Source organism: Niallia sp. HCP3S3_B10, from assembly GCF_052064465.1.
GTDB lineage: Bacteria > Bacillota > Bacilli > Bacillales > Cytobacillaceae > Niallia > Niallia hominis.
Genome location: NZ_JBQHVO010000003.1, coordinates 113,652 through 137,776 on the forward strand (window position 1 = coordinate 113,652; position 24,125 = coordinate 137,776).

Below are 24,125 nucleotides of genomic sequence, written 5' to 3' on the forward strand. Positions count from 1 at the left end.
AGGCTTGAAAGTTTCTCCAACTTTATATTACTTCAAATACCTATGAAAATATACATCCAAATTATCATTACTGCTGATTTTCTTAATTATTATTCATTAACGTACTTCTAATAAGTCCCCTTGTATTTCCCTTTTTCTCTTCAATAATCTTATTTGTTTCAGTTAGATTCTATATGATTAATAATTTTTTTACACTTTTTTATTTCCACCATACCGTTTTAAGTTTAAGACCTCCTTATAAAGAATGATTTCTTGAAAAAAGCCACACTGCGATGCCCAAAAGATTTAAATTTAAACGCAACAGGATGTTTGTTAAGGTCAAACATACAGTTTTGTCTGTTTTGGTACAAGTACCCTTCCAGATTTTATCATTATTAATATACTTTACTAATGTCTATTGAAGAGCCAATAATTCTTTTCAATCAATAGACAACACTATAAAAAAATAAGGAAGGATGAACAGTATGCCAGTATGTATTAACCGAAGTGGTAGAGCAGTACCTGTTTATGATTATTATGATGTGACAAAACAAATCGGGACAATCTATAACCTAGAACTATTTGGTTTTGCACCGGGTTGGGGAGGAGATGGAGTATTTGATTTTATTGTATTTAGGAACCCTAGTGGAAATGTAGTACAGGGTTGTTTAAATACCAACGAATACAATTATCCTAGCAGCGTATACACCACCGCTTACCAATCAAGGTATCGATATGGAACTGTAACACTTGGAGGAACCACATACAATACTTTTAAAATGACGCGTACAGAAAGCGTTTATCGGACAGATGGTAGCCGTTGGGGAAGTGTTGCAGCAGGACAGTATGTTGCTACGAACTCTACAGCGAATGGTAGTTCAAGGCCAGATTGGCAATTAATCCACTATGTTCGTAGTACAAGTGGACAATGGGTCAGGGTAACAAGTGGAACTAATACAAATTATGGATTTGTAAATATTGGACTAGATAAAGGATCGATGTACAACACAATTTCTATGGATGGACTATGGATAAATAATTAAGTAATTTCTTCAAAGATATAACTGAATTATTTACTTTAAAGTAAATGAAAGGGAGGAAGATAAAGATGGATGAGATGGTATTAGCAGTACAAGAATGGGTTAATGAAAAGTACGGTGATCATCCCGGATCCAGCAGAATTCCTGAAAATGGTAAAACAGGTTGGTCTACTGTGTACGCATTAACGCGTGCATTACAAATTGAATTAGGTATAACTAACACAGCTAATAATTTCGGACCTTCCACTGAAGCCGCATATAAAGCGTTTGGCGAAATGTCCTTTGACAATGTACCTAATACAGAACAAGGAAGAAATATCGTTAAAATTCTTCAGGGAGCATGTTGGTGTAAAGGCTATAATCCCGGAGCGTTTAATGGCATTTTTGGTCCAGCTACCGAACGTGCAGTTATAAAGTTACAACAAGACGCAGGACTGCCTCAACAAGATGGAGTAGTATATGTACACGTCTTCAAAGCCTTCTTAACAATGGATGCATATGTACTAACTTCTGGTGGAGATCCACAAATAAGAGAGATTCAGAGAACATTAAATAATAAATACTATCAATACTCAGGAGTTCAACCATGTGATGGTCATTATCAAAGACAAACAAACCGAGCGTTAATTTATGCTTTACAAACTGAAATCGGCATCCCTGCACACCAACAAACAGGAACTGTTGGACCTGCGACGAGAGCAGGATTGCCTAATTTAACCATCGGTTCAAGTCAAAGTAATTTTGTTAGGTTATTAAAATATGCAATTGTTTTTAACGGATACACTCTAAGTAATATTAATGGAACCTTTGATAATGAGTTGAGTAATGTTTTACGAGAATTCCAATCTTTTACTCTTTTAAACCAAAGTGGTAAAGCTGATTATCAAACATGGATGTCATTATTAGTTAGCACAGGTGATCCAAATCGAAAAGGTACAGCATGTGATGGGATAACACAAGTTACTTCTGCAAAAGCACAGACACTTGTTAATGAAGGTTATGTAATTATTGGTCGGTATCTAACTAACGTTCCGGGTGGCTTAAATAAACGAATACAACCGGGCGAACTACAGACTATTTTTAACGCTGGACTGTCTGTGTACCCCATATTTCAGGAAAGTCATGCAAATGCGAGTAACTTTTCTCGTAATCAAGGATATGAGGATTATCAGAAAGCCTTTAGAGCAGCCGCATCCTATGGTTTTCCTAAAGGAACAACAATTTATTTTGCAGTAGACTTCGATGTATTAGGTCACGAAATTTCTAATGCCATAATTCCCCACTTTATAGGTTTAAATGAAGCAAAAAATGATATGGGGAACCAATATAACATTGGAATCTACGGGCCACGTAATGCGTGCATTCAAGTATCCAATAGGGGATTAGCTGATTATAGTTTTGTTAGTGGACTTTCTACAGGTTTTAGTGGGAATTTAGGCTATCCTTTACCAGACAATTGGGCTTTTGATCAAATATCAACTATTACAATCGGATCAGGTTCGGGAGTGATAAATATCGATAATAATATAAATTCTGGTAGGGATTCAGGTGCTTCTTTTATTGATGATAGTGTTGAAGTCCCAAGCGAATTACCAGAAGACCCGAACAATTTGTCTTACAATGAATTTAAAATTATTGCATTAGGTGCTTCCAAATACGCTAACGAAGAAGGTAACTCTAATATTGATGATTTGAATTATAATATAAGTGGTTATTATAGGAAGGGTGTATATACTGGTCCACGATGGGCAGCTTTAGCTGGTTTTTATCCATTATTCTTCGAGTTATATTTAGAGAATTTAGTTGGTCAACCCCTAGACCCTTTCATCGACTTAATTGACCCAATCGAAAATCATCCTATTGGCGTTCAGCATATGTTTGCTGTTGTGAATAGTTACTATGGTAACTTTAAAGACTCTGTTGAAATTACAGATATAACTGGCTGGGCAGGTGACTTAATTACAATGGCAAGAAATGTAGTTATGTACAGAGATCAATATGAAGGAAGCTTAATTGATCAAACGTATGCAGCAGCTTACGATTTAATAGGCATGGTTGAAAATGAACCTTTTGATGATTTACTATTTGATTTGGATGACTTATTAGGTGATGTTGATGCATATAACATTGCTTACGAAGCCAAAAAACTAAATGTGAGTATTGCAGAAATTTTCCCAAGTTACTATACACTAGGATTAGTAAATACTCGTTTTACTAGGTTTTTCAATCAACGTTTTAATGGTGATAGAGCAAAATTATTAATTGACGTTGTAGAAGTTATGACAGGCGGTATAGAGTATGCAATTGTTAGAGAAGAACTAATCGGAGATTTAAATCTAAGTGAAGGTGAATTAGAAGCAATCGCTGTAGCTTTTTATAATAAAATCCTGTATTACGTCGATCAAGGTAAGTAAAATAAAATGGTTATGACAAAACTCTATTAAAATAAATACTCGCATGAATTCAAAGTTCCTTTATTTTATGCGATTTTTTGATAAATGGTTCTCAATATTATCACTTATGTCCCAGCCATTAGAGAATAAATACTAAATCAATATTAAGTTTCAATTGTTTAAAACACCGAATCTCAAACTATCAATAAATTTAATTGCCCTGATTTTTGGAAGTTTTTAGACTTTCTTCTTCCCCATTGTTACAATACCAATTATCCTGTATATTTAAATCAGCTATATTTGTAATCTATATAAACTAATGATTGAAAAGGGTTGATACCAATGAAAACCAAAATGAAACTAATTATATCTTTACTCGTTTTTATTTCTATTCTTATTGTTTTCATAATAATGTATCAAAAACCGAACGGACAAACAGATGTTATAAAAAGCAATGACGAAATAGCGGAAATAAAAACTGAAAAAAATAAAGAAGTTCCAAACGATGAAGATAAACAAGTAAGTATCAATGATGATGCCGATAATTTAACCGAAATTGAAAATCCTGAAAAAAAACAAAATGAAAGAATATCGCTATTTATTTCAAAATACCATGAAAGCTTAAATGAAATAACTTCTTATGATAAATACGAAAATATAGATTGGCTTGGTATGAAGTCAATAAAGGAAAATATGTCAAATGAAATTAAAAATTTGTTAAACAATCAAGATTCCTACCCACCATCTATGGAATTAGATTTAGAACGCATTTTGCAATTAGCCGAAATCAGCTTAGATAACCAAGACCCAAACTCCGTTATATATATCCACCGAATCCTTCATGATTTAGATGTTGAGTATAATGACTATACACCTAATAATAAATTTGGTTTTTCCAACTACGATGGAGGGGGAGAAAATCAATTAACTGTTTCAAATTATATTAAAGAACACAAAAAGCCAGAAGATACTTACTAAGTATCTTCTGGCTTTTTTAAACAATACAAAAGCTAGTTTGCCAATGACTTACATATAATGGCCCTTATTTTAATATCTCCCATCACTTCTACTGTATCAGCTAATTTTATTTCCCCAAAAAAATCTTTTTAAAAATTCATTGTTATGAATTACTTTATTTAGCAAGAATAAGTCAGCCAAACAAGGATTACCAAAATCTTTATCTAAAAATGTTTATTCAAATTCCGATAACTCTTCAAAGTGATTCTCTGGCGGGTTATTTGAAAAAGAACGTTTAGCGTACTCTAATCCACCATCTACAGTAACCTTTCCACATTTGCATCTTTTAAAATCATACAGACTTCTTGATTCTATAACATCACCGCAGTACTTACATCTAATCATATTCCTTTTTAGCTTTTTCTCAAACATCTTTCTCTCCTTTTACATTTCCAATCAATAACTGGGATAACTGGTTTTTTTCGGGAAATTCTTCTTCCAAACACTAAAGCAGGATTGATGAACTATTCACAGCCTTTGTAATCCCGAACAGATGTTCTCTACTATTTTAATGCTCCTACCTATTACCAACGCTTCTTCTGTACTCAATTAAATGCTGGATACAAATGTGATATAATAACTATGCTTTGGAGTTGTTTGAAATATAAGACCAAGGATTTTTCTCGGATAAATTGTGATAAAATTATTAATTGTGGTATATCATTATTTTGTAAATAAATGAAGGACTAAGGTCAATCTACACCATTTTATATAATGGTTTTATTAGCCTACTTGAAAATGGAAGGTAATCCTTCAAGTGGTCTTTCTATATAAAGTCTGCCCCTGTGTAGCAATTAATAAAAGTTTTTGTGTTCAAATGACAAATTTGATGTAAAATAGTGTCTTAGAGTAATTAATTATTATAAAATAAGCTTGTAGGATAAAAATTTTCGCCTGTTTCAAAAGGGCGAAAATGCAATAGTACAACGGTCACAAGGAATATTATTTTTCGCCCTTTAAAATTCATGCCTATAAAATTACAGAAGCCTATTTTAAACAAGCTTCCACTACAGACTATAACGGTGTTTATAAAGGAAAATATATAGATTTTGAAGCGAAAGAAACGAAGCATACTACTTCTTTTCCGCTAAACAACTTCCATGAACACCAAATCAAACATATGCGGATGGTATGTGAACAACAAGGAATTTGCTTTGTCATTATCTCCTTCTCTGAAACAAGTGAAATATTCTATTTAACAGCAGAAAAACTCTTTATGTTTTGGGAAAGAATGATAAATGGCGGAAGGAAATCGATTACGAAACATGAATTAGAAATCAATGGTCACTCTATTAGCCTTGGTTACCACCCTAGAATTGACTATATTAAAGTAATCGATACGATATATAAATTTAACTAATTCCTTTTTGTTTTTCAAAGAAAGGTAGGAATAACAATGACAGATAAATATCAAACGCGAGAGGAGCGTCGCAAGCAACTCGAAGCCTCTAAGAAAAATGCTCCTAAAAAAGCAAAGAAAAAAAGTGGCATGAATTTGTTTAAGCGCGTTCTGCTTATCTTATTAACAATCGGTATTATTGGTATAATTGCAGGTGGAGTAACTTTTGCCATCATGGTAAAAGATGCGCCAGAATTGAATCCCGAAACATTAAAGGATCCAATTTCTTCTACCATTTATGACAAGAATGATAAAGAAATAGCAAAAGTAGGTGCGGTAAATCGCGACTATGTAAACTATGAAGATATTCCTGATTTAGTAAAAGATGCATTTATCGCAACAGAAGATTCCCGTTTCTTTGAGCATCATGGGATTGATCCCATTCGTTTAGGCGGAGCGGTTATTGCAAACTTTAGAGATGGATTTGGTTCAGAAGGAGCAAGTACGATAACACAGCAAGTAGTGAAAAACTTCTTCTTTAACCAACCGCAAAAAACATTAACTCGTAAAGCCCAAGAAGCTTGGCTTGCCCTTGAATTAGAACGCAAATACTCTAAAGAAGAAATTTTTGAGATGTATGTGAATAAAATATTTATGTCGGAAAATATGAGCGGTGTTAAAACGGCTGCAAGAGTATATTTTGATAACAGCTTAGATGAATTGACACTACCGGAAGCAGCTCTTCTTGCTGGGATGCCACAGGCGCCGAATGCCTATAATCCGTTTAATAATCCAGAAAGAGCAGAAAAAAGACGTAATATTGTATTATCTTTAATGCATCAGCATGGATATATATCAAAAGAAGAAATGGAAGAAGCTCAAAAAACATCGGTTGAAGATACATTAGTAGCAAAAGAAGATCGACAAACAAACGACTTACCTTACGATCCATTTATAAAACAAGTTATTGCCGAAATTGAGAAGAAATATCCAGATGTAAATGTATATACAGATGGACTAGAAATTTATACAACAATGGATATAGAGGCACAAGACTATGTCGAAGAATTAATGTATGAAGGAGAAATTGTTGAATTCCCCGATGAAGATTTCCAAGCAGGAATCACCTTATTGGATACAAAAACTGGTGGAATTTTAGCTCTTGGTGGCGATCGTGATCCAGATGTAAAGCTAGGAACAAACTATGCAACCGATATAAAGCGACAACCTGGATCTACAGCAAAGCCAATACTTGACTATGGTCCAGCAGTTGAGTATTTAAAATGGGGAACCTATCAAACAATTGTAGATGAACGTACTACTTATTCTGATGGAACATCTATTAGCAACTGGGATGATAGCTATAAAGGGTCAATGACTATGCGAAAAGCATTAGAAATGTCTAGAAATATTCCTGCACTAAAAGCCTTCCAAGCAGTTGGAGCAGAAAAAGCTCAGGAATTTGCTGTCAATCTAGGAATTCCATTAGAGAACGCCTTTGAATCCTATGCAATTGGTGCATTTGAAGCTAGCACACTAGAAATTGCAGGTGCTTATAGTGCTTTTGGAAATGAAGGAGTCTATAATACACCACATGCCGTACGCTCATTTAAATTAAAAGATGGCACAAAGATAAATATGGAACCTAAATCAAAAGTTGTGATGCAAGATTATACAGCTTTTCTCATTACAGATATGCTAAAAGGTGTACTAACAAGCAGTGATGGAACCGGAAGTCTTGCTAATATTCCAGGATTACCTGTCGCTGGTAAAACTGGGACGACCAATTATTCTGAAGCGGATCGAAAAAAATGGGGAATTACTAATTCAAAAAGTGTTCCAGATGCTTGGTTCGCAGGGTATACAACCAACTTTACGATGGCAGTATGGACTGGATACACAGAACAAAAAAATCCAATCCTACCTGGTTCAGATCAGAAAGTAGCCCAAAAGATTTTCAAAGCAGTAATGAGCCATATTTCTGAAGATGTAGAAACTGCTGATTTCAAAAAACCAGATAGTGTCGAAACGATTAAAATAGAAAAAGGTACGTATCCTGCTAAATTGGCAAGTCCATACACGCCAAGCAGTCAAATCCTAACTGAGTATGCTGTAAAAGGTAATATTCTGAACGAAGTATCACAGAAATACAATAAGCCAAATGCTCCTACTGGAGTGAAAGCTAGCTATAACGAAAACAGTGATCAAATCGAGTTATCATGGGATTATGGTGATAAAGATGGCATTAAATTTGACGTAAGTGTAAGTGTCGATGGTGGAGCTAGCGAGCAGCTGACTATTACTGCCGATACAAGCATCAAAATTACAAAACCAACGGCTGGTAGTACGTATACCTTTACTGTAAAGGCGATTAAAGATGATTTAGAAAGTGATCCTGCATCTAGTAATATTTCTGTGCCAGAGAAAATCGAGGAACAGCCACCTGGGGATTCAAATGAAACGATAGATGATGAGGAAGATCAAGACGATCCTAATGGCGAAGAATCTGACGATAATCAGGACGATGAAGGCGACGAAGATTCTGATAATGGCGGAGAAAATAACAGCAACAATGAAAATGGCAATAACAACGGAAATGATAACAATAACAATGGAAATGGGAACAATAACGGGAATAATGATAATGGGAATAGTGATGATGTTCAAAACAATAACACCAGCACGACTGACACCAATCAAGATAAAGAGAGAAATAGAAATAACAATCGTAATGACTCTCAATAAATAAGTTAAAGAACCTGTTTCATTAAAAGAAGAGGACAATTCCAAATGGAAAAGTCCTCTTCTTTTTTCTAAATATTCCTATTTAATTTTACTAATTTTATCGCAAACTGCTTTTCTAACTCTTTAAACAACTCATCCAATTGTCTATAGGAATGATACCCATTCAGCCTTTTTAGGATAAATTCGAGACGATCTTCTAAATTAAACGGTTTTACTTCTAGACTTTTGTCTACTAAACCATCTATTAAATTCACCGGTTTTTCATTTATCCAATATAGGCATTCTAAAAAGTATTCCAAAGCTATTGTTAATCCGTATTGTAGATTTAACGTATCTCTGTTCGTTGCAAATTGTTGTAGCTCCACTTTAAGAAGCTTCCATTCTTCTAGTATCTTATTTACACATTCCTTAACATTTTCTTTATTCCATGGGTGAAACGTTTCCTTGTTATAATAGTAATTTGCTTCATGCAAAAAAGCTGGTCTCCTAACAAAGGAATCCGTCTTAATACATGAAAATTCCTTGATCACTGGGAATGGGCCATATAAGAGCTGTACGGGGACATCTAATTGATTCTTGTCCATTATACTATACCTTTAGTCTTCATTCTTTTTTTGCCTTCTCTACATAATGCTAGCAGCGGACAAGCTTCACATTGAGGATTTTGCGCCTTACAGTGATATCTTCCAAAAAAGATCATGCGGTGATGAGTCACAGACCATTCATCCCTTGGAACTTTTTTCATTAATGTTTTTTCGACTTCTAAAACAGAATCTTTCCATCTGCAAATCCCTAATCGCTTACTTATCCTTTCGACATGTGTATCAACAGCAATAGCAGGCATATTGTAGGCAACAGAAACAACAACATTGGCTGTTTTTCTTCCTACACCTGGTAGATTAATCAATTCATCTCGATCCATTGGTATCTCACCATTGTATTTTTCTAAAACCATTTGGCAAAGTTTTTGAATATTTTTTGCCTTATTTCGGAATAAACCAATAGAGCGAATATCATTCTGCAATTCTTCTAAAGGTACACTTAAGTAATCTTCTGGTGTCTTATATTTTTGGAATAAGTTTTTTGTCACCTTATTAACTAGCGCATCCGTACATTGTGCAGATAAAGATACTGCAATAACCAATTCAAACGGATTGGAATGAACTAATTCACAATGTGCCTCAGGAAACATTTCTCCCATTTTATCTAGGCAATATCTGATTTCATCTTTTTTTAACATGCGATCCTCCTAATTAATAAACTATAAATCTATAAAAAAAAGGTCATCCAAAGAATAAATTGGACATCCTTTCCGAATGATAGTAATCTTACTGACTAACTTATTTAATTTTATTCACCTATTAATTATTGATCCAACCAATTATAAAAAGGTACTGCTTTTTTGTTGGGAGCCTCTTCCCTCTGTTCTATTTTGTATCCAGTAGTTTGATGCTGTCTAAACTTTTTCCCATGATTTTTTGCTTGTTCGAGTGTTTTAATTCCGTTTTTCTTCCATTCAAACAAAATTCGATCAATATAACGAAAGTTTAATTTACCAGAAACAACTGCTTCTCTAAGAGCTGCTTTTATTATTGCCATTTCATGCTGATCATCATCGACCCACATATTTAATGTCTCAATTTCAAAAGGAGATAATGGGCGACCGAATTCATGCTCAAAGCAAGTATATAAATCAGATTCTTCTTTTTCGTTTAAAGCTGCTTCTTCTTTTTTATTATTAAGTAAAAATTGCTCAATTAATTTATTCCAAAGGGGCTCTAAAGAATATCGCTCAAATCGAATCCCTGTATCACTGTTTCCTTCAATTATCTCGATAAAACCTTTTCTAATAAGCTGACTCAATAACTCGCGGCATTCCATACTATCTAAAGTCATTTGATCAGCTATTTCAGACGGGGTTGGAAAATCATTGCCCCGTTCTAAATAGTAATGTATTTGCAGCAAAAGCACTAATTCTTTTTCATTTATCTTCAAATATTTATAGTGTGTTAGAAGTGTGGAAGGAATATTTATATTCCCCTCTTGCAACCATTTTAAAAAAATTGTTTTATTCATAATGACACCTCTAATTTAGTATATCATGTTGGTCAGATGCATGAAATAATGAAAATCACCCAAACCTAGCAATAGTTAACAAAAAGAAGAAGGGAAAAAATAGGATTGGTACAAAAGGTGAAACCTCACACGAATTATCGATGTGAGGTCAACTTTTGAAAAACTTTCCATATTTTTTACCCTATTATTTAATCAAGGATATAGACGATTTAATAATCTTGGGAACGGAATTGTTTCACGAACATGTTCTACGCCTGTAATCCATGCGACCGTTCTTTCTAAACCAAGCCCAAAACCAGAATGTGGAACAGAACCATATTCTCTCAGTTCTAAATACCATTTATATGTTTCTGGATCTAATTGATGTTCTTCTACACGCTTATTTAGGAGATCCATATCATGAATACGTTCAGAACCACCTATAATTTCACCATACCCTTCAGGGGCAATTAAATCTGCACAAAGCACAACATCTTCTCTCTCTGGATGTGGTTGCATATAGAAAGGCTTGATTTTAGTTGGATAATGGGTAATAAACACAGGTTTATCAAAGCTTTCAGCAATGGCAGTTTCATGTGGAGAACCAAAATCATCCCCCCACTCAATATCATCAAAACCTTTTTCATGCAAGAAAGTAATCGCATCATCATAGCTTATTCTCGGGAAAGGCGCTGTAATCTTCTCTAATTTAGATATATCTCTTCCAAGAGTTTTAAGCTCTAGCTGACAATTTTTCAAGACAGATTGAACAACATAGGATACGTATTGTTCTTGAACCTCTAGGTTTTCTTCAAATTCAACAAAAGCCATCTCCGGCTCAATCATCCAAAACTCGATTAAATGACGACGTGTTTTTGATTTTTCTGCACGGAAAGTTGGTCCGAACGAAAAAACCTTCCCTAACGCCATTGCAGCAGCTTCCATATAAAGTTGTCCACTTTGTGATAGATAGGCATCTTCATCAAAGTATTTCGTTGCAAACAGTTCGGTTGTACCTTCTGGAGCACTTCCTGTTAAAATTGGTGGATCTACCTTAACAAATCCATTTTCATTGAAGAATTCATAGGTAGCACGAATAATTTCATTTCTTACTTTCATTACTGCATGTTGACGTTTTGAACGTAACCATAGGTGACGATTATCCATTAAGAATTCTGTGCCATGTTCTTTTGGTGTAATCGGATAATCTGTAGAAGTATGAATCAGTTCCACATTTGTAACAAGTAATTCATATCCAAACGGAGATCGTTCATCCTTTTGTACTGTACCAGTAACATATACAGATGATTCTTGTGTAACTGTTTTAGCTGTTTGAAATACTTCTTCCTCTACATCACTTTTAACAATTACTCCTTGAACAAATCCAGATCCGTCGCGAAGCTGCAAAAAGGCAATTTTCCCACTAGAGCGCTTGTTGGCAATCCACGCACCTAATTTAACCTCTTTATCAACATATTTTGGTAACTCGGCAATAGTTGCTTTAATCACAATTAACTCCTCCAAAAACAAATAAATATATGTACTTAAATAGAGGCGGTTGTTCTATCCATAATAAAGATAATAAATAAACCGCTTCTTCCTACCTGTTTAGCTGATTTAGTAGAAAACATACTAGTTATAAAAAAATATTCTACCAAAACATTATACCTTTACATCTTAAGACAATCAACACTATCGAACATACAATAGGCAACAATAATAGTGTTTATCACTAAATTCTCTACCTGTTCCCATTACAGTATTCAAACAGCAATAAAGAAAAGAGAGAATGCCAAAAAAGAGATAGAAATTTTTTGACATACTCTGCTATAAAGATAAATTAATTATTCACAACCATTTTTTTTTCTACAAACTGTTCCATCCGCTTTACTGCTTCTTCAAGCTTTTCAAGTGATGTTGCATAAGAAAGTCGGATGTAATTATCTGCGCCAAATCCTGAACCAGGCACAACGGCTACTAATGCTTCTTCTAACAAGCCAGCAACAAACTCATCAACTGTTGCATATCCTGTTAATTCTACTGCTTTTTTTACATTTGGAAAAAAATAAAATGCTCCTTTTGGCTTTATGCACGAAAAACCAGGAATTTTATTTAATTTCTCATGTATGATATCTAAGCGCTTATTAAATGCTTGGCGCATTTCTTCCACTGAATCTTTTGGACCAGCGTAAGCTTCAATCGTAGCATACTGAGATGGTGTGGTTGGATTTGAAGTACTGTGACTTGCAAGATTCGCCATCGCAGTAATTATTTCCTTATTTCCTGCAGCATACCCAATTCTCCAGCCTGTCATCGAATGAGATTTTGATACCCCATTTATTACAATAGTCGCTTCTTTAAGTGCAGGAGATAAAGAAGCAATCGATACATGTTTACTATCGCCATAAACTAATTTCTCATAAATTTCATCAGATATAATTAAAATATTATGTTCTAAGCAAACATTTCCAATTTCCTTTAATTCTTCCTCTGTATAAATCATTCCAGTTGGGTTACTTGGTGAATTAATAATAACTGCTTTTGTTTTTGAGGTAATTACTCCTTTTAATTGTTCAGGAGTAATTTTAAATTCATTTGACTCATATCCCTCTACAAAAACTGGTACACCTTCTGCAAGCTTTACTTGCTCTGGGTAACTAACCCAATATGGGGTAGGAATAATTACTTCATCCCCTTTATCCAAAATAACCTGGAATAAAGTAAATAATCCGTGTTTTGCACCATTTGTAACGATAATCTGATTTGTATCATAATCTAAATGTTGATCTTTCTTTAGCTTTGCTGCAATTTCTTTTTTTAATGTTAGTAATCCTGATGCAGGCGTATATTTTGTATGACCTTCATTCATACTTCTAACCGCAGCATCAATAATATTTTGAGGAGTGTTAAAGTCTGGCTCTCCTGCGCCTAAACCAATAACATCATGACCAGCTGCTCTTAAACTCGCTGCTTTTGCTGTAATGGCCAATGTTGTAGATGGTGTTAATGCGTTCACTCTTTGCGCTAATTGAATTTTCATTCCTATTTGCCACTCCTATCAGTTAATAATTTTCAATTGTTAAAAGGATTTCTCCTGTCTCAAAATCTAACCAATGGTAGTTTATTGAGTCCGTATCTGTATGAGAATAAATCTCCCAAACAGGCAGTCCATCATACATCCCTAAGCGGACTGCATTTATTTTTTCTGGTGATTGCTCCGATAATAATATATTAAGTGCTTCTTGTTTGGTTAGCCCATCTTTTTTCAGCTTTTGAGTAACTTGATGGCTTTGTTCATTTATCCAAACAATCATTTCTTCCTTATCATCGTTCTTTCCTTCTAGAATATAATAGGCTTCCTTCCCATTATATAATTGAAAGCTATCAATCTCCTTCATATCTGATTCCTTTTTAGCAATCGTTTCAGCTATTTCTCTTGCGGTTTTTATAGGCTTCATTGCTTGTACATATGTATGAATACTTACACCTATTCCAATAAGAAAAACAACAATAACAATCCATATCCATTTTCTCATCTTATTACATCACTTCTTTAAACCAGTATTTTGTACATAGGTTATTATAACAGTATTTATAAATAGAAAGAAATTATTTTCTATAAATTCGTTGTTATTTGTCGAGCAACTAATTGATTATGTATACTACTTAAACACTTTATACAGGCATTCAAGAAGCAGTACTTTCTCAAACGCCTATATTCACCTTATAAAAATTTACTTTAGCCAGCTTTTGATGAATTTTACCATTTCCTGACTATTTTGTTGCTTAATTGGCACAGTAGGTATAGACTTCAGAAATGTCTCCCCATAAGTAGTTGTAACAATACGGCGATCAAAAACAATAATAAATCCTTTATCCTCTTCCGTGCGAATTAATCTACCAAATCCTTGTTTAAATCGCAAAACAGCTTCTGGAAGGCTATTTTCTATAAAAGGATTGCCTCCCTTATTCTTAATCAACTCATTTTTCGCTTCCGTTAAAGGGTCTTCAGGTGAAGAAAACGGTAATCGCACAATGATTAAACAAGTTAAATCCTCGCCAGGAATATCAATTCCTTCCCAAAAACTATTCGTACCTAATAATATTGCTTTATCATAACGCTGAAAATTACGCGTTAATCTCATTCTACTTCCATTTGTAATCCCTTGTGCCAAGATTGCGTATTCTTCTAAACAACCACTTTCTTTCATATAATCATATGTTTTTTTTAACATGTCATTTGCTGTAAAAAGAATCAGCATTCGACCTTTTGTAGCCTGTGCGATATGGATTATTTGCTCTCCGATTGTAGTAACATAATCATTTAATGATACGGAATTAACTTCTGGTACATCTGTTGGGATAAGTAATTGCACCTGTTTCTCATAATCAAATGGTGAATTAATTTGAACTTCCAGTTGGCTATTTCCTAATCCTAACCCTTTAGCATAGTATTCAAATGAATTATTTACGGTAATTGTTGCTGAAGTAAATACAACACTTTTTTTCTTATTAAAAAAGTTGTTCTGTAAAGTTTCAGCGACAGAAGTAGGTTGTGTATATATTACTGCATTGTTCGGATAATTTTTCGCATCTGTTTCCAACCATGCGATATTGTCCCCTACTCGCAAAAACATCTCCCGCAAATGATTAATATATATATACCAATCATTTAAAATCGACTCAATTCTTTCCACTATTAGCATTTGAGAAGCGCTAAACTTTCTTCCTTGTTCCTTTAATCGCTGTATTTTTTGTACTAATACTTCTCTTCCATCCTTCCAAAGAAAAATAATTCGTTCTGCAACGCTTTTGACAGCATTCCAATCTCCCATGCCACTATTAGTCTTTAATCGATAGCTTCCCCTTCCATCTCTTCTTGGTTGATTCGTTTTTTTCGCATAGCGAAGTACAGCCCGAAAAAGTTCATCTAATTCATCATGTAATCCAAGGATAAATTGATTAAACTCCCATTTCTGATGGATATTCGATTCCCCTAACAAGTTTTCTAAATGAAACATAAGTTGCTTTTGATCTGTGGTCCCAATAGCATTAATACTTAAACGCACAGCAATGTAGGAAAAACGAAATCCAAAATGCTTTGTCGTCGTTTTTTCAAAATGATGTCCTTCATCCACAATGACATACTCATAGGAAGGGAGGAGGCGTTGACCTGCTGTAAGATCTTTTAAAAGCAAAGCATGATTCGTTATAATCATATTTGCTTTTTGTGCAGCATTTCGAGTTCTTCTATAAAAATCCTTAGATGCCCATTCCTTTGAAATAGGCAGCGAAAAATTTCCGTCATTTTTTATTTTTTCCCAGTAATTGCTTCCGCCACTTGTTAAATTCAACTCATCTTTATCTCCTGTTTCTGTCTCTGTTAACCAAATTAATATTTGCATTTTTGTAAGAATAATATCATAATTATCTTCTTGCTCTTTTAAAGAAACTTCAAATTTATCTAAACTGATATAATGATTTCTACCTTTTAATAGTGTATAAGTTATAGGAAATGGAAGGATACTTTTAAGCAAGGGCAAATCTTTATGAAAAAGTTGTTCTTGTAGTTGGGTTGTAAAAGTACTGACAATTACTTGCTGTTTATTTGCGATTGAGAAATATGCAGCAGGCACTAAGTAACCAAGAGACTTTCCAACACCAGTACCAGCCTCAATAAGACCATGTCGATTGTCTGATAATGCCTGATGAACAACCTTCATCATTTCTAATTGTCCATCTCTTCTTTGATAAAAAGGAAAAGTATCCCTCATTCTTTGCTCCATTTTTTCCATATCAAAAGAAACAGAGCAATCCTTTCTTTGATCTACTATCAGATTACTAGGCAGTCTTTTAATGGTTAATCCTCGATATATCTCCCAATCATCCCGTATATATTCTATTTTTGATTGTTTTTCTTGAATAAGAGCTTGTAAATAAATATCTAAATCGCTTTTGAGCGAGGAACTTAAGAATTCTAATTGCTTTGTCGTTACTTGAGGCAGTACGTTCAGCTTCTCCAACAATAATAGCAATAGCTCTGCTGTAACATAAGCATCACTATCAGCCTGATGTGGTCTACTATGGACTATCCCTTCTTGTGCAGCAAGATCAGTTAATTTATAGCTATCTGCTGTTGGGTATAAAATTCTTGCTAATTCTACTGTATCAAGAATTGGTCCATAAAACTGCTTAAAGCCAGCCTGTTCTAGCTCTTCATTTAAAAAGGATAAATCAAATAATACATTATGGGCTACAAAATAAGCTTCCTCTAATAAAGAAACAATTTTTTCTGCAACTTCGTCAAAAATTGGTGCTGTTTCCACCATTTCATCGGTGATTCCAGTTAATTCTTCTATAAATGGCGAAATTGGTTGAAGAGGATTAAGTAAAGAAGAATATTCCTCCACTATTTTCCCGTTTTCAATAACAACTGCCGCAAATTGTATAATTCGATCCCCTTTTCTAGGAGAATTACCGTTTGTCTCCAAATCAACTACTACAAATTTGTTACTCATTACGTCCACCTCAAACTTTCAGTCATTCAAACGGTATCATAAAAATGGAAAAAGGGAAAGATGTTAGTTTTATTCTTTAAATTTTTATAAATTATAAAACCCCTACTCAAAGTGAATAGGGGTAATTTATATCAGCATTAGTAATTTACATAACTGTTTTCACTGGTTCTTGATGCAGAATGTTTATTATGCGATTATGTTCATCCATAATTGCTACTTTCGGTTGATGACTGTGTAGCTCTTCATTTGAAATATAACAATATGAAATAATGATGACAATATCCCCTACTTGTACAAGTCTTGCTGCTGCACCATTTAAGCAAATAGTGCCAGTACCTCTCTCCCCTGGGATTATATAAGTTTCCAATCTTGCACCATTATTATTATTAACAATTTGAACTTTTTCATTCGCTACCATCCCGACAGCATCTAATATATCTTCATCTATTGTAATACTACCTACATAATTTAGGTTCGCTTCCGTTACTGTTGCTCGATGGATTTTTCCGTTCATCATTACTCGAAACATTGGGTTAACCCTCCATAATATAAAGTGAAACTTTGTACCTCTATTTGGTTTCTTTCCTTCGCCACTGATGGTTAATGGAGCCATTCGGGCCTAACTTCCTCGAACTCTCCAAAAAGCCAGAGGGAGATACTTATGCGTCTTAACCTTATATTTTAAAGATAATATTATCAATTAATCTAGCCTTACTAAATTGAACGGCAATCGCAATAATAATCTCTCCCGTTAACTGCTTTACATTCTCCAATTGGGGATAGGATAGAATTTCAAAATAGTCCACTTTTCCACTAGATTCCCTTTCAATCAACTCAACTACATGCTTCTTCAATATTTCTAAATTGTCTGTCCCCTTTATTAATTCAGCTCTAGCAAAACTTAGCGATTTATAAAGAATACCTGCTTCTTGTCTTTCTGTTGGAGTAAGGCGAATATTTCTAGAACTCTTAGCTAAACCATCTTCTTCCCTTACTGTGTTAAGTGCAACTAGATTAATAGGGAAATGAAAGTTTTCAATTAATCCATCCACTATTGCAACTTGCTGAGCATCTTTCTTTCCAAAATAAACATTAGTTGGCTGTACTAAATGAAACAGCTTCGTTAGAACGGTTGCAACCCCATCAAAATGCCCAGGTCTTGAACGTCCACACAAACAATTTGTACGTCGCTCTACTTTTACGATTACAGACATTGGTTCAGGATACATTTCTTCTTCAGAAGGATGGAATAAATAATCAACCCCCTCTTCGATTGCGACCTGTTTATCATGCTCAAAGTCTCTTGGATAAGATTCCAAATCTTCATTAGGTCCAAATTGGAGGGGGTTAACAAATACACTCATTATAACTACATCATTCTGCTCTCTTGCTTTTTTTAGCAAAGCTCGATGCCCTTCATGAAGATAGCCCATCGTTGGAACAAACCCAATTGATACTTGGTCTTTTTTTAACTGTGTTGATATCTCCTGCAATTGATGTGGATTACTTAGGATGTTCATTGGCTTTTTCCTCCATATAAGCTTTTTACTTCTTCTGCTTTCATCTGAAAACTATGCTTCATTTCAGGAAATGCTCCAATTCTTACTTCAGATATATATTGATCCAACGCTAGTGAAATTGGATCATTTACGTTTGTATATTGTTTTACAAATTTCGCCACTCGATCAACACCATATGTTATGAGATCGTGATATACAAGGACTTGGCCATCTGTGTCACTTCCTGCACCAATTCCAATTGTTGGTATGTCCAGTTGATCACTTACTTCTTTCGCAACTTGCATTGGAACACACTCTAGCACTATCGCAAAAGCTCCTGCAGCTTGGCATTTCAGTGCATTTTGAATAAGAAGTTTAGCCTCTTCAGAGCTTTTCCCTTGTACTTTATAACCACCTAAAACACCAACAGACTGTGGCGTTAAGCCTAAATGAGCCATAACTGGGATACCAGCATTTGTTAAACTATTTATTTGATCGATGACATCATCAGCACCCTCTAATTTCACTGCATTTGCTCCAGTTTCTTGAATTAAGCGAGTAGCGTTGATTAATGTTTCACGGTTTGATATATGATAACTCATAAATGGCATATCAATGACAATAAATGTATCTTTAGCCCCTCGTTTTACTGCTTTCCCATGATGTATCATGTCTTCCATTGTAACTGGCACTGTTGAGTCATATCCAAGAACGACCATTCCTAAAGAATCCCCTACCAATATTAAATCGGTTCCTGCTTGTTCTACTAATTTAGCAGAAGGATAATCATATGCCGTAATCATTGTAATCTTTTGGGCATTTTGTTTCATTTTAAAAAAATCTGTTGTAGTTTTCACTCATTTTCCTCCTTTAATAGGAAGAGGGAATGGCTTAATACGAAAAAAACCTTCTACAAAGAATAGAAGGATTGTCTTTATGTTTCGATTTTTCATCCCTCTGTCCTTGTCCAAATATGGATCTAGGCAGATATAATTATGGTTGTTGCACATTAAAAACAATGGTGCAGTTCATTAAGATACTGCCCGACAAATGAATTATAACAAACCAGCTAAGGGATGACTATGGGCAATTTACGTTTCCATTAAAATATCCGCTGAATAAATGGAATGTACTTCTCCTTGATCATCTTCAAGCAGTAACACCCCATCGTCTGTAATTCCTTTAGCCAGTCCAAAGATACTTCCATTTAACGTATTTGCTCTAACCTTTTGCCCTAAACTAATGGAATAGCTTTCCCATAATAGTTTTATTGGATAAAAGCCTTTTTCTAAGTAAAGAAGATATAGTTTTTCTATTTGCTTCATAATGCCTTGGATAATGATTGCTCGATCCCAACTTGTCTTTGTTTCAAGATAGATAGAAGTGGCACTGGACTGCAGCTCTTCTTCAAAATCTTCAAGCTGCTGATTTACATTTATACCGATTCCAATGATTAACGAATGCACCCTGTCACTATCAGCCTGCATTTCTGTTAGAATTCCTGTCAATTTTTTACCATTCACTAATAAATCATTTGGCCATTTGATATCAGCTTGTACTCCAGTAACATCCTGTATTCCCTGAACAACCGCTACTGCAATAAGCAATGTCAATTGCGGTGTTTTCATAATCGGAATAGCCGGCTTTAAAATAAGACTCATCCATATTCCTTTATATTTAGGAGATTGCCATTTTCTTTCTAATCTGCCCCTGCCGCCAATCTGCTCTTCTGCTACAACTAAAGTGCCTTCTACAGCCCCTTCCAAGGCAAGCTTTTGGGCAATATTCTGGGTAGAATCCACCGTTTCTTCAAAATGAACATTCCTGCCAATATAGGAGGTATTTAAACCAAACAAAATATTATCAGGAACGATTTTCTCTGGTGAGCTAATGATTCGATAACCCTTTTTTCGGACTGCTTCAAGGATAAAGCCGTCTTGTCTTAGTGCTTCGATGTGCTTCCAAATTGCTGTACGGGAACATCCTAAAAGCTTAGCAAGCGATTCACCAGATAAATACTGATTCGGGTTATTAGTAAAAGCCTCAATTAGTCCTTTTCTGATATCTGATGACATTCTCTTAGCCACTCCTTTATTACTTTCTTATCATTTTTAATTTTCCGTTCCACTACTTTTGTTTCAACAAGGGAAAGCATCTCTTTTATCCATGGTCCTGCTTGTTTTTTCGTCCATAATAAAAGGTCATTTCCGCTAATAGCCAGCTCTTCCTTTTTTTTGATTGGCAGCTTTCTATATTGTTCTTCTAATAGAGAGATATTTGGATTAATTTCTTGATTTTTTAGAAGCTGATATATTTTCTCCGTACTAACTGCGATAGATATTGTAGCAAAATAAAGCGAATGATTAGTCCAGGTGACCATTTTCTCTCTTTCTAAAAACCAATAGATTATTTTTTGGATATGCCGTATTTGTTTAACTGGTAGCTTCCAAGCACGCAAAAATGATTCTATTTGCTGTTTTTCTTTTATTTCAATGGATAATAATAATAAAACAGCCCATTTTTCAAGTAAATCAAGCTGAGACAGAGAGATATTCACAAACTTAGTGAGCCCTTCTTTACTAGATGCAAGCATCGGCAAAAATGTATACATCTTTGTTTCAAGCAATATAGCTAGAGCATCAGAACACCATTTCCCCTGTAAAAGCTTTTCAAATTCAGTAGTAATTCTCTCCACTGCTATCTTAGAAAGAAGATGCTTATTTTTGATAATGCCTATTAACGTCTCCTCCTCCAACTGAAAGCCTAAGGTACTAACGAATCGAATCCCTCGCATGATTCTTAATGCATCTTCCTGAAACCGCTCATTCGCATTACCAACTGTTTTAATTTCCTTCTGTCTTAAAGCTTCCTGGCTATTAAAAAAATCAATAATACGTCCTTCTTTATTCATCGCTATCGCATTTATCGTAAAATCCCGACGTTTTAAATCTTCTTTTAATTCGCGAACAAACAACACCTTTTCTGGTCTTCGATAATCAACATAAGTAGATTCGGTTCGAAAGGTCGTTATTTCGTATGTATGATTTTTCCATACTACCATTACTGTTCCGTGTGCAATTCCAACATCGATAGTATGGGAAAATATCGTTTTAATTTCATCAGGTGTTGCGGAGGTAGCAATATCTATATCATTAATTTGTTTGTTTAATAGATAATCTCTAACTGCTCCCCCAACAAAATAAGCTTCGAAGCCTGCACTCTCAATTCTCTCCATTATGGGAATAGCGTCATTAAAAGGCTTGATCATTCGTTCCACCAGTTTCTAGAATTGATTTATAAATCTCCACATATTGGTCAACAATAATATCTGCACGGAAATAATCTCTTACTCTTGAAAGAGAATTTTTAGAGAATCTAGCATGTTTTTTACTATCTGATAAAAGATTTACCGAATGCTTAGCAATATCCTCTACATCACCTAGTTCACAAATAAAACCAGTCTCATTTGGAACGATTACTTCTGGAATGCCGCCGACATTCGTTCCTATAACCGGCACTCCACATGCCATCGCCTCTAATGCTACTAAGCCAAAGCTTTCTTTTTCAGAAAGAAGTAGCATTAAGTCACTTAGCGAATACAGCTCCTCTAGATTTTCTTGTTTTCCAAGGAACAAAACTTTCTCTCTTAATTGCAGTTCATCCACCAGTTTTGTTACTTTAGACATTTCAGGACCATCTCCAACAAGCAGTAGTCTTGATGGAATTTGATCTGAAATTCGTTTAAATGCTTTGACGACATCCGTTACTCTTTTAACTCCTCTAAAATTAGATACATGTATGATGACTTTTTCATTCATTGAAATAGCCAATTCTTTTTTCAAATGACTAGCATCTACCTTACGATACACTCTTTCATCAATAAAATTATAAACAGGGACAATTTCTTTATTTGGTTCAATTACTTCATGCGTTTGGGCAATTAAAGAATTCGAAACAGCTGTTACAAGGTCTGATTTTTCAATCCCGAACCGAATGCCTGTTGCTAGTGAAGGATCATACCCTAATACGGTGATATCTGTACCGTGTAGAGTTGTCACTATCTTTACATCTCTATTGCTCATTTGTTTTGCTAATATGGCACAAACAGCGTGAGGAATTGCATAGTGTACATGAAGCAAATCTAATTCTTCTCGATTAATAACTTCTGCCATTTTACTACTCAGTGCTAAATCATATGGTGGATATTGAAAAACAGCATATTGATTTACTTCTACTTGATGATAGTAAATGTTTGGATACATTTTATTTAACCGAAATGGTATGCTCGAGGAGATAAAGTGTATTTCATGTCCTCTCTCCGCCAGCATTTTCCCTAATTCTGTTGCAATAACACCTGAACCACCAACAGTTGGATAGCAGGTAATGCCAATTTTTAATTTTTTCATATGTCTCCACCTAATAAATCTTGATTTAATAATATTGGCTTTGATTTAATAAAGCCTTCCGCATAGGTTACGCCGACTTCTTTTCCAAAAAGTTTTTCTCTTGCCTCGATGGTGTCAATATAGCCATTTGTTAACGGAGTGTCTACACTGTCTTTCCCTTTAACAAATTGGCTTTGATAACAATTTAAACTTGCTTCTTTATGTTTCATAAACTCACTTGTATCAATCACAAAATCTGGTTTATGAAAACCATTTATCATATAATAGTATACATTTTGAACTTTATGTGGATCTGTGTTATTAGCGTGATAATTACGAATGCCTGCTGAAAAAACCGCTTCTTTCACGATTTTTGTACAGTTCCCATGATCCGGATGCCGGTCTTCCCAATAAGGGGAGAAAACTAGCTTAGGTTTGTAGGAGCGAATTACCTCTACTACCTTTTGAATGGCTTTCTCCTCCACATATAAACCTCTATCAGGAAAATCTAAGGTTATTCTATCGAAAAGCCCCAACACTTTTCCAGCTTCCTTTGCTTCTTGTTTACGTCTTTCAACCGTTCCATTTGAAGAAAGGTCGCTTTCTGTCAAATCACAAATGACTATTTTTTTCCCTGATGCTGCATATTTAGCGATTGTTGCACCCATGCCGATTTCCACATCATCTGCATGTGCACCAAAAGCAAGTATATCTATATTAGTTATCTTCGAGTTTTTTTGCCACTGGTTCTGTCTTTCCATGAACTATTTTTCTCCAATCTATATCGCCTTGCTCGAGTCCTCTAATTAATACTTCTCCGGTTCCCATATTTGTTGCAAGAGGGACAGAATAAACATCACATAAGCGGATTAATGCTGTTACATCTGGTTCATGTGGCTGTGCTGTTAATGGATCTCGGAAGAAAAACACCATGTCCATATCATTATTAGCAATGTATGAACCTATTTCTTGATCTCCTCCGAGCGGTCCTGAATGAAAACGATGTACTTCTAATCCGGTTGCTTCCTGAATTCTTGCACCTGTTGTTCCTGTTGCATATAAAGCATGCTTTTCAAATATCTTTTTATAGGCAACAACAAAAGCTACCATATCATTTTTCTTTTTATCATGAGCAATTAATGCAATGTTCATCCT

20 protein-coding genes and 1 pseudogene are annotated in these 24,125 nt (G+C 34.7%); 5 read left to right on the plus strand and 16 right to left on the minus strand.

Going from position 1 to position 24,125, the window contains the following annotated elements:
- The first annotated feature begins 464 nt into the window (after positions 1-464).
- From ACTNDN_RS03425 to ACTNDN_RS03435, 3 genes are all read left to right on the plus strand, one after another.
- Complete coding sequence (locus ACTNDN_RS03425) at positions 465-1,022, plus strand: hypothetical protein (protein ID WP_413361611.1); 558 nt, start codon at positions 465-467, stop codon at positions 1,020-1,022.
- 65 nt (positions 1,023-1,087) lie between these two features.
- Positions 1,088-3,433 carry a glycoside hydrolase domain-containing protein gene (locus tag ACTNDN_RS03430; protein WP_019155994.1) on the plus strand — a complete coding sequence of 782 codons (2,346 nt, stop codon included), beginning with the start codon at positions 1,088-1,090 and terminating at the stop codon, positions 3,431-3,433.
- 321 nt (positions 3,434-3,754) lie between these two features.
- Complete coding sequence (locus ACTNDN_RS03435) at positions 3,755-4,390, plus strand: hypothetical protein (RefSeq protein ID WP_019155995.1); 636 nt, start codon at positions 3,755-3,757, stop codon at positions 4,388-4,390.
- 213 nt (positions 4,391-4,603) lie between these two features.
- Here ACTNDN_RS03435 and ACTNDN_RS03440 read toward each other — a convergent pair whose 3' ends face one another.
- A complete protein-coding gene (locus ACTNDN_RS03440; protein WP_019155996.1) occupies positions 4,604-4,801 on the minus strand; it encodes a DUF7695 domain-containing protein in 198 nt (65 codons plus the stop codon).
- Positions 4,802-5,387: 586 nt separating this feature from the next.
- Here ACTNDN_RS03440 and ACTNDN_RS03445 point away from each other — a divergent pair.
- Positions 5,388-5,789: pseudogene (locus tag ACTNDN_RS03445) on the plus strand (Holliday junction resolvase RecU); the annotation flags it as partial.
- Positions 5,790-5,825: 36 nt separating this feature from the next.
- Positions 5,826-8,513 (plus strand): PBP1A family penicillin-binding protein, encoded by a 2,688-nt coding sequence (locus ACTNDN_RS03450; RefSeq protein ID WP_441130781.1) that lies wholly within the window; start codon positions 5,826-5,828, stop codon positions 8,511-8,513.
- 68 nt (positions 8,514-8,581) lie between these two features.
- Here the strand turns inward: ACTNDN_RS03450 and ACTNDN_RS03455 are convergent, their stop codons facing one another.
- The 15 genes from ACTNDN_RS03455 to mgsA all read right to left on the minus strand — a co-directional run bounded on the left by ACTNDN_RS03455 (position 8,582) and on the right by mgsA (position 24,122).
- On the minus strand, positions 8,582-8,986 hold the full coding sequence (locus tag ACTNDN_RS03455; RefSeq protein WP_441130782.1) for a YpoC family protein: 405 nt from the start codon (positions 8,984-8,986) through the stop codon (positions 8,582-8,584).
- 110 nt (positions 8,987-9,096) lie between these two features.
- Positions 9,097-9,753, minus strand: coding sequence for an endonuclease III (gene nth, locus ACTNDN_RS03460; RefSeq protein ID WP_251627987.1), 657 nt, complete (start codon positions 9,751-9,753; stop codon positions 9,097-9,099).
- Positions 9,754-9,878: 125 nt separating this feature from the next.
- Positions 9,879-10,589 carry a DnaD domain-containing protein gene (locus tag ACTNDN_RS03465; protein WP_031538119.1) on the minus strand — a complete coding sequence of 237 codons (711 nt, stop codon included), beginning with the start codon at positions 10,587-10,589 and terminating at the stop codon, positions 9,879-9,881.
- Between the two features lie 192 nt (positions 10,590-10,781).
- A complete protein-coding gene (gene asnS, locus ACTNDN_RS03470; RefSeq protein WP_152910820.1) occupies positions 10,782-12,074 on the minus strand; it encodes an asparagine--tRNA ligase in 1,293 nt (430 codons plus the stop codon).
- 334 nt (positions 12,075-12,408) lie between these two features.
- Entirely contained in the window at positions 12,409-13,608 is a 1,200-nt protein-coding gene (locus ACTNDN_RS03475) for a pyridoxal phosphate-dependent aminotransferase (RefSeq protein ID WP_031538121.1), read from the minus strand.
- Positions 13,609-13,630: 22 nt separating this feature from the next.
- Entirely contained in the window at positions 13,631-14,104 is a 474-nt protein-coding gene (locus ACTNDN_RS03480; protein WP_031538123.1) for a cell wall elongation regulator TseB-like domain-containing protein, read from the minus strand.
- Positions 14,105-14,302: 198 nt separating this feature from the next.
- Positions 14,303-17,086 (minus strand): ATP-dependent DNA helicase DinG, encoded by a 2,784-nt coding sequence (gene dinG, locus ACTNDN_RS03485; protein ID WP_031538124.1) that lies wholly within the window; start codon positions 17,084-17,086, stop codon positions 14,303-14,305.
- A gap of 145 nt (positions 17,087-17,231) precedes the next feature.
- A complete protein-coding gene (panD, locus tag ACTNDN_RS03490) occupies positions 17,232-17,615 on the minus strand; it encodes an aspartate 1-decarboxylase (RefSeq protein ID WP_031538125.1) in 384 nt (127 codons plus the stop codon).
- Positions 17,616-17,760: 145 nt separating this feature from the next.
- Positions 17,761-18,606 (minus strand): pantoate--beta-alanine ligase, encoded by an 846-nt coding sequence (gene panC / locus ACTNDN_RS03495; RefSeq protein ID WP_031538126.1) that lies wholly within the window; start codon positions 18,604-18,606, stop codon positions 17,761-17,763.
- Positions 18,603-19,442 (minus strand): 3-methyl-2-oxobutanoate hydroxymethyltransferase, encoded by an 840-nt coding sequence (gene panB, locus ACTNDN_RS03500; protein ID WP_031538127.1) that lies wholly within the window; start codon positions 19,440-19,442, stop codon positions 18,603-18,605. Before panB ends, panC begins: the two co-directional genes overlap by 4 nt.
- 234 nt (positions 19,443-19,676) lie before the next feature.
- Complete coding sequence (locus ACTNDN_RS03505) at positions 19,677-20,660, minus strand: biotin--[acetyl-CoA-carboxylase] ligase (RefSeq protein ID WP_441130783.1); 984 nt, start codon at positions 20,658-20,660, stop codon at positions 19,677-19,679.
- Positions 20,633-21,853: a CCA tRNA nucleotidyltransferase gene (locus tag ACTNDN_RS03510; protein WP_031538131.1), complete on the minus strand. Its 1,221-nt coding sequence runs from the start codon at positions 21,851-21,853 to the stop codon at positions 20,633-20,635. The genes ACTNDN_RS03505 and ACTNDN_RS03510 overlap by 28 nt, the downstream gene beginning before the upstream one ends.
- Positions 21,837-22,991, minus strand: a complete 1,155-nt coding sequence (gene bshA / locus ACTNDN_RS03515) for an N-acetyl-alpha-D-glucosaminyl L-malate synthase BshA (protein ID WP_031538132.1) — start codon at positions 22,989-22,991, stop codon at positions 21,837-21,839. The genes ACTNDN_RS03510 and bshA overlap by 17 nt, the downstream gene beginning before the upstream one ends.
- Positions 22,988-23,731, minus strand: a complete 744-nt coding sequence (gene bshB1, locus ACTNDN_RS03520; protein ID WP_048717807.1) for a bacillithiol biosynthesis deacetylase BshB1 — start codon at positions 23,729-23,731, stop codon at positions 22,988-22,990. Before bshB1 ends, bshA begins: the two co-directional genes overlap by 4 nt.
- Positions 23,688-24,122 carry a methylglyoxal synthase gene (mgsA, locus tag ACTNDN_RS03525; protein ID WP_035416535.1) on the minus strand — a complete coding sequence of 145 codons (435 nt, stop codon included), beginning with the start codon at positions 24,120-24,122 and terminating at the stop codon, positions 23,688-23,690. Before mgsA ends, bshB1 begins: the two co-directional genes overlap by 44 nt.
- Positions 24,123-24,125: the final 3 nt, after the last annotated feature.

Bases quoted from the DNA above. Each gene is read 5' to 3' on its own strand.
- dinG (WP_031538124.1), bottom strand. From the start codon at position 17,086: ATGAGTAACAAATTTGTAGTAGTTGATTTGGAGACAAACGGTAATTCT.
- ACTNDN_RS03450 (WP_441130781.1), top strand. From the start codon at position 5,826: ATGACAGATAAATATCAAACGCGAGAGGAGCGTCGCAAGCAACTCGAA.
- ACTNDN_RS03440 (WP_019155996.1), bottom strand. From the start codon at position 4,801: ATGTTTGAGAAAAAGCTAAAAAGGAATATGATTAGATGTAAGTACTGC.
- ACTNDN_RS03510 (WP_031538131.1), bottom strand. From the start codon at position 21,853: ATGATCAAGCCTTTTAATGACGCTATTCCCATAATGGAGAGAATTGAG.
- ACTNDN_RS03505 (WP_441130783.1), bottom strand. From the start codon at position 20,660: ATGTCATCAGATATCAGAAAAGGACTAATTGAGGCTTTTACTAATAAC.
- panC (WP_031538126.1), bottom strand. From the start codon at position 18,606: ATGAACATCCTAAGTAATCCACATCAATTGCAGGAGATATCAACACAG.
- bshA (WP_031538132.1), bottom strand. From the start codon at position 22,991: ATGAAAAAATTAAAAATTGGCATTACCTGCTATCCAACTGTTGGTGGT.
- ACTNDN_RS03480 (WP_031538123.1), bottom strand. From the start codon at position 14,104: ATGAGAAAATGGATATGGATTGTTATTGTTGTTTTTCTTATTGGAATA.
- nth (WP_251627987.1), bottom strand. From the start codon at position 9,753: ATGTTAAAAAAAGATGAAATCAGATATTGCCTAGATAAAATGGGAGAA.
- ACTNDN_RS03435 (WP_019155995.1), top strand. From the start codon at position 3,755: ATGAAAACCAAAATGAAACTAATTATATCTTTACTCGTTTTTATTTCT.
- bshB1 (WP_048717807.1), bottom strand. From the start codon at position 23,731: ATGGAAAGACAGAACCAGTGGCAAAAAAACTCGAAGATAACTAATATA.
- mgsA (WP_035416535.1), bottom strand. From the start codon at position 24,122: ATGAACATTGCATTAATTGCTCATGATAAAAAGAAAAATGATATGGTA.
- ACTNDN_RS03430 (WP_019155994.1), top strand. From the start codon at position 1,088: ATGGATGAGATGGTATTAGCAGTACAAGAATGGGTTAATGAAAAGTAC.
- ACTNDN_RS03425 (WP_413361611.1), top strand. From the start codon at position 465: ATGCCAGTATGTATTAACCGAAGTGGTAGAGCAGTACCTGTTTATGAT.
- ACTNDN_RS03465 (WP_031538119.1), bottom strand. From the start codon at position 10,589: ATGAATAAAACAATTTTTTTAAAATGGTTGCAAGAGGGGAATATAAAT.
- panD (WP_031538125.1), bottom strand. From the start codon at position 17,615: ATGTTTCGAGTAATGATGAACGGAAAAATCCATCGAGCAACAGTAACG.
- ACTNDN_RS03475 (WP_031538121.1), bottom strand. From the start codon at position 13,608: ATGAAAATTCAATTAGCGCAAAGAGTGAACGCATTAACACCATCTACA.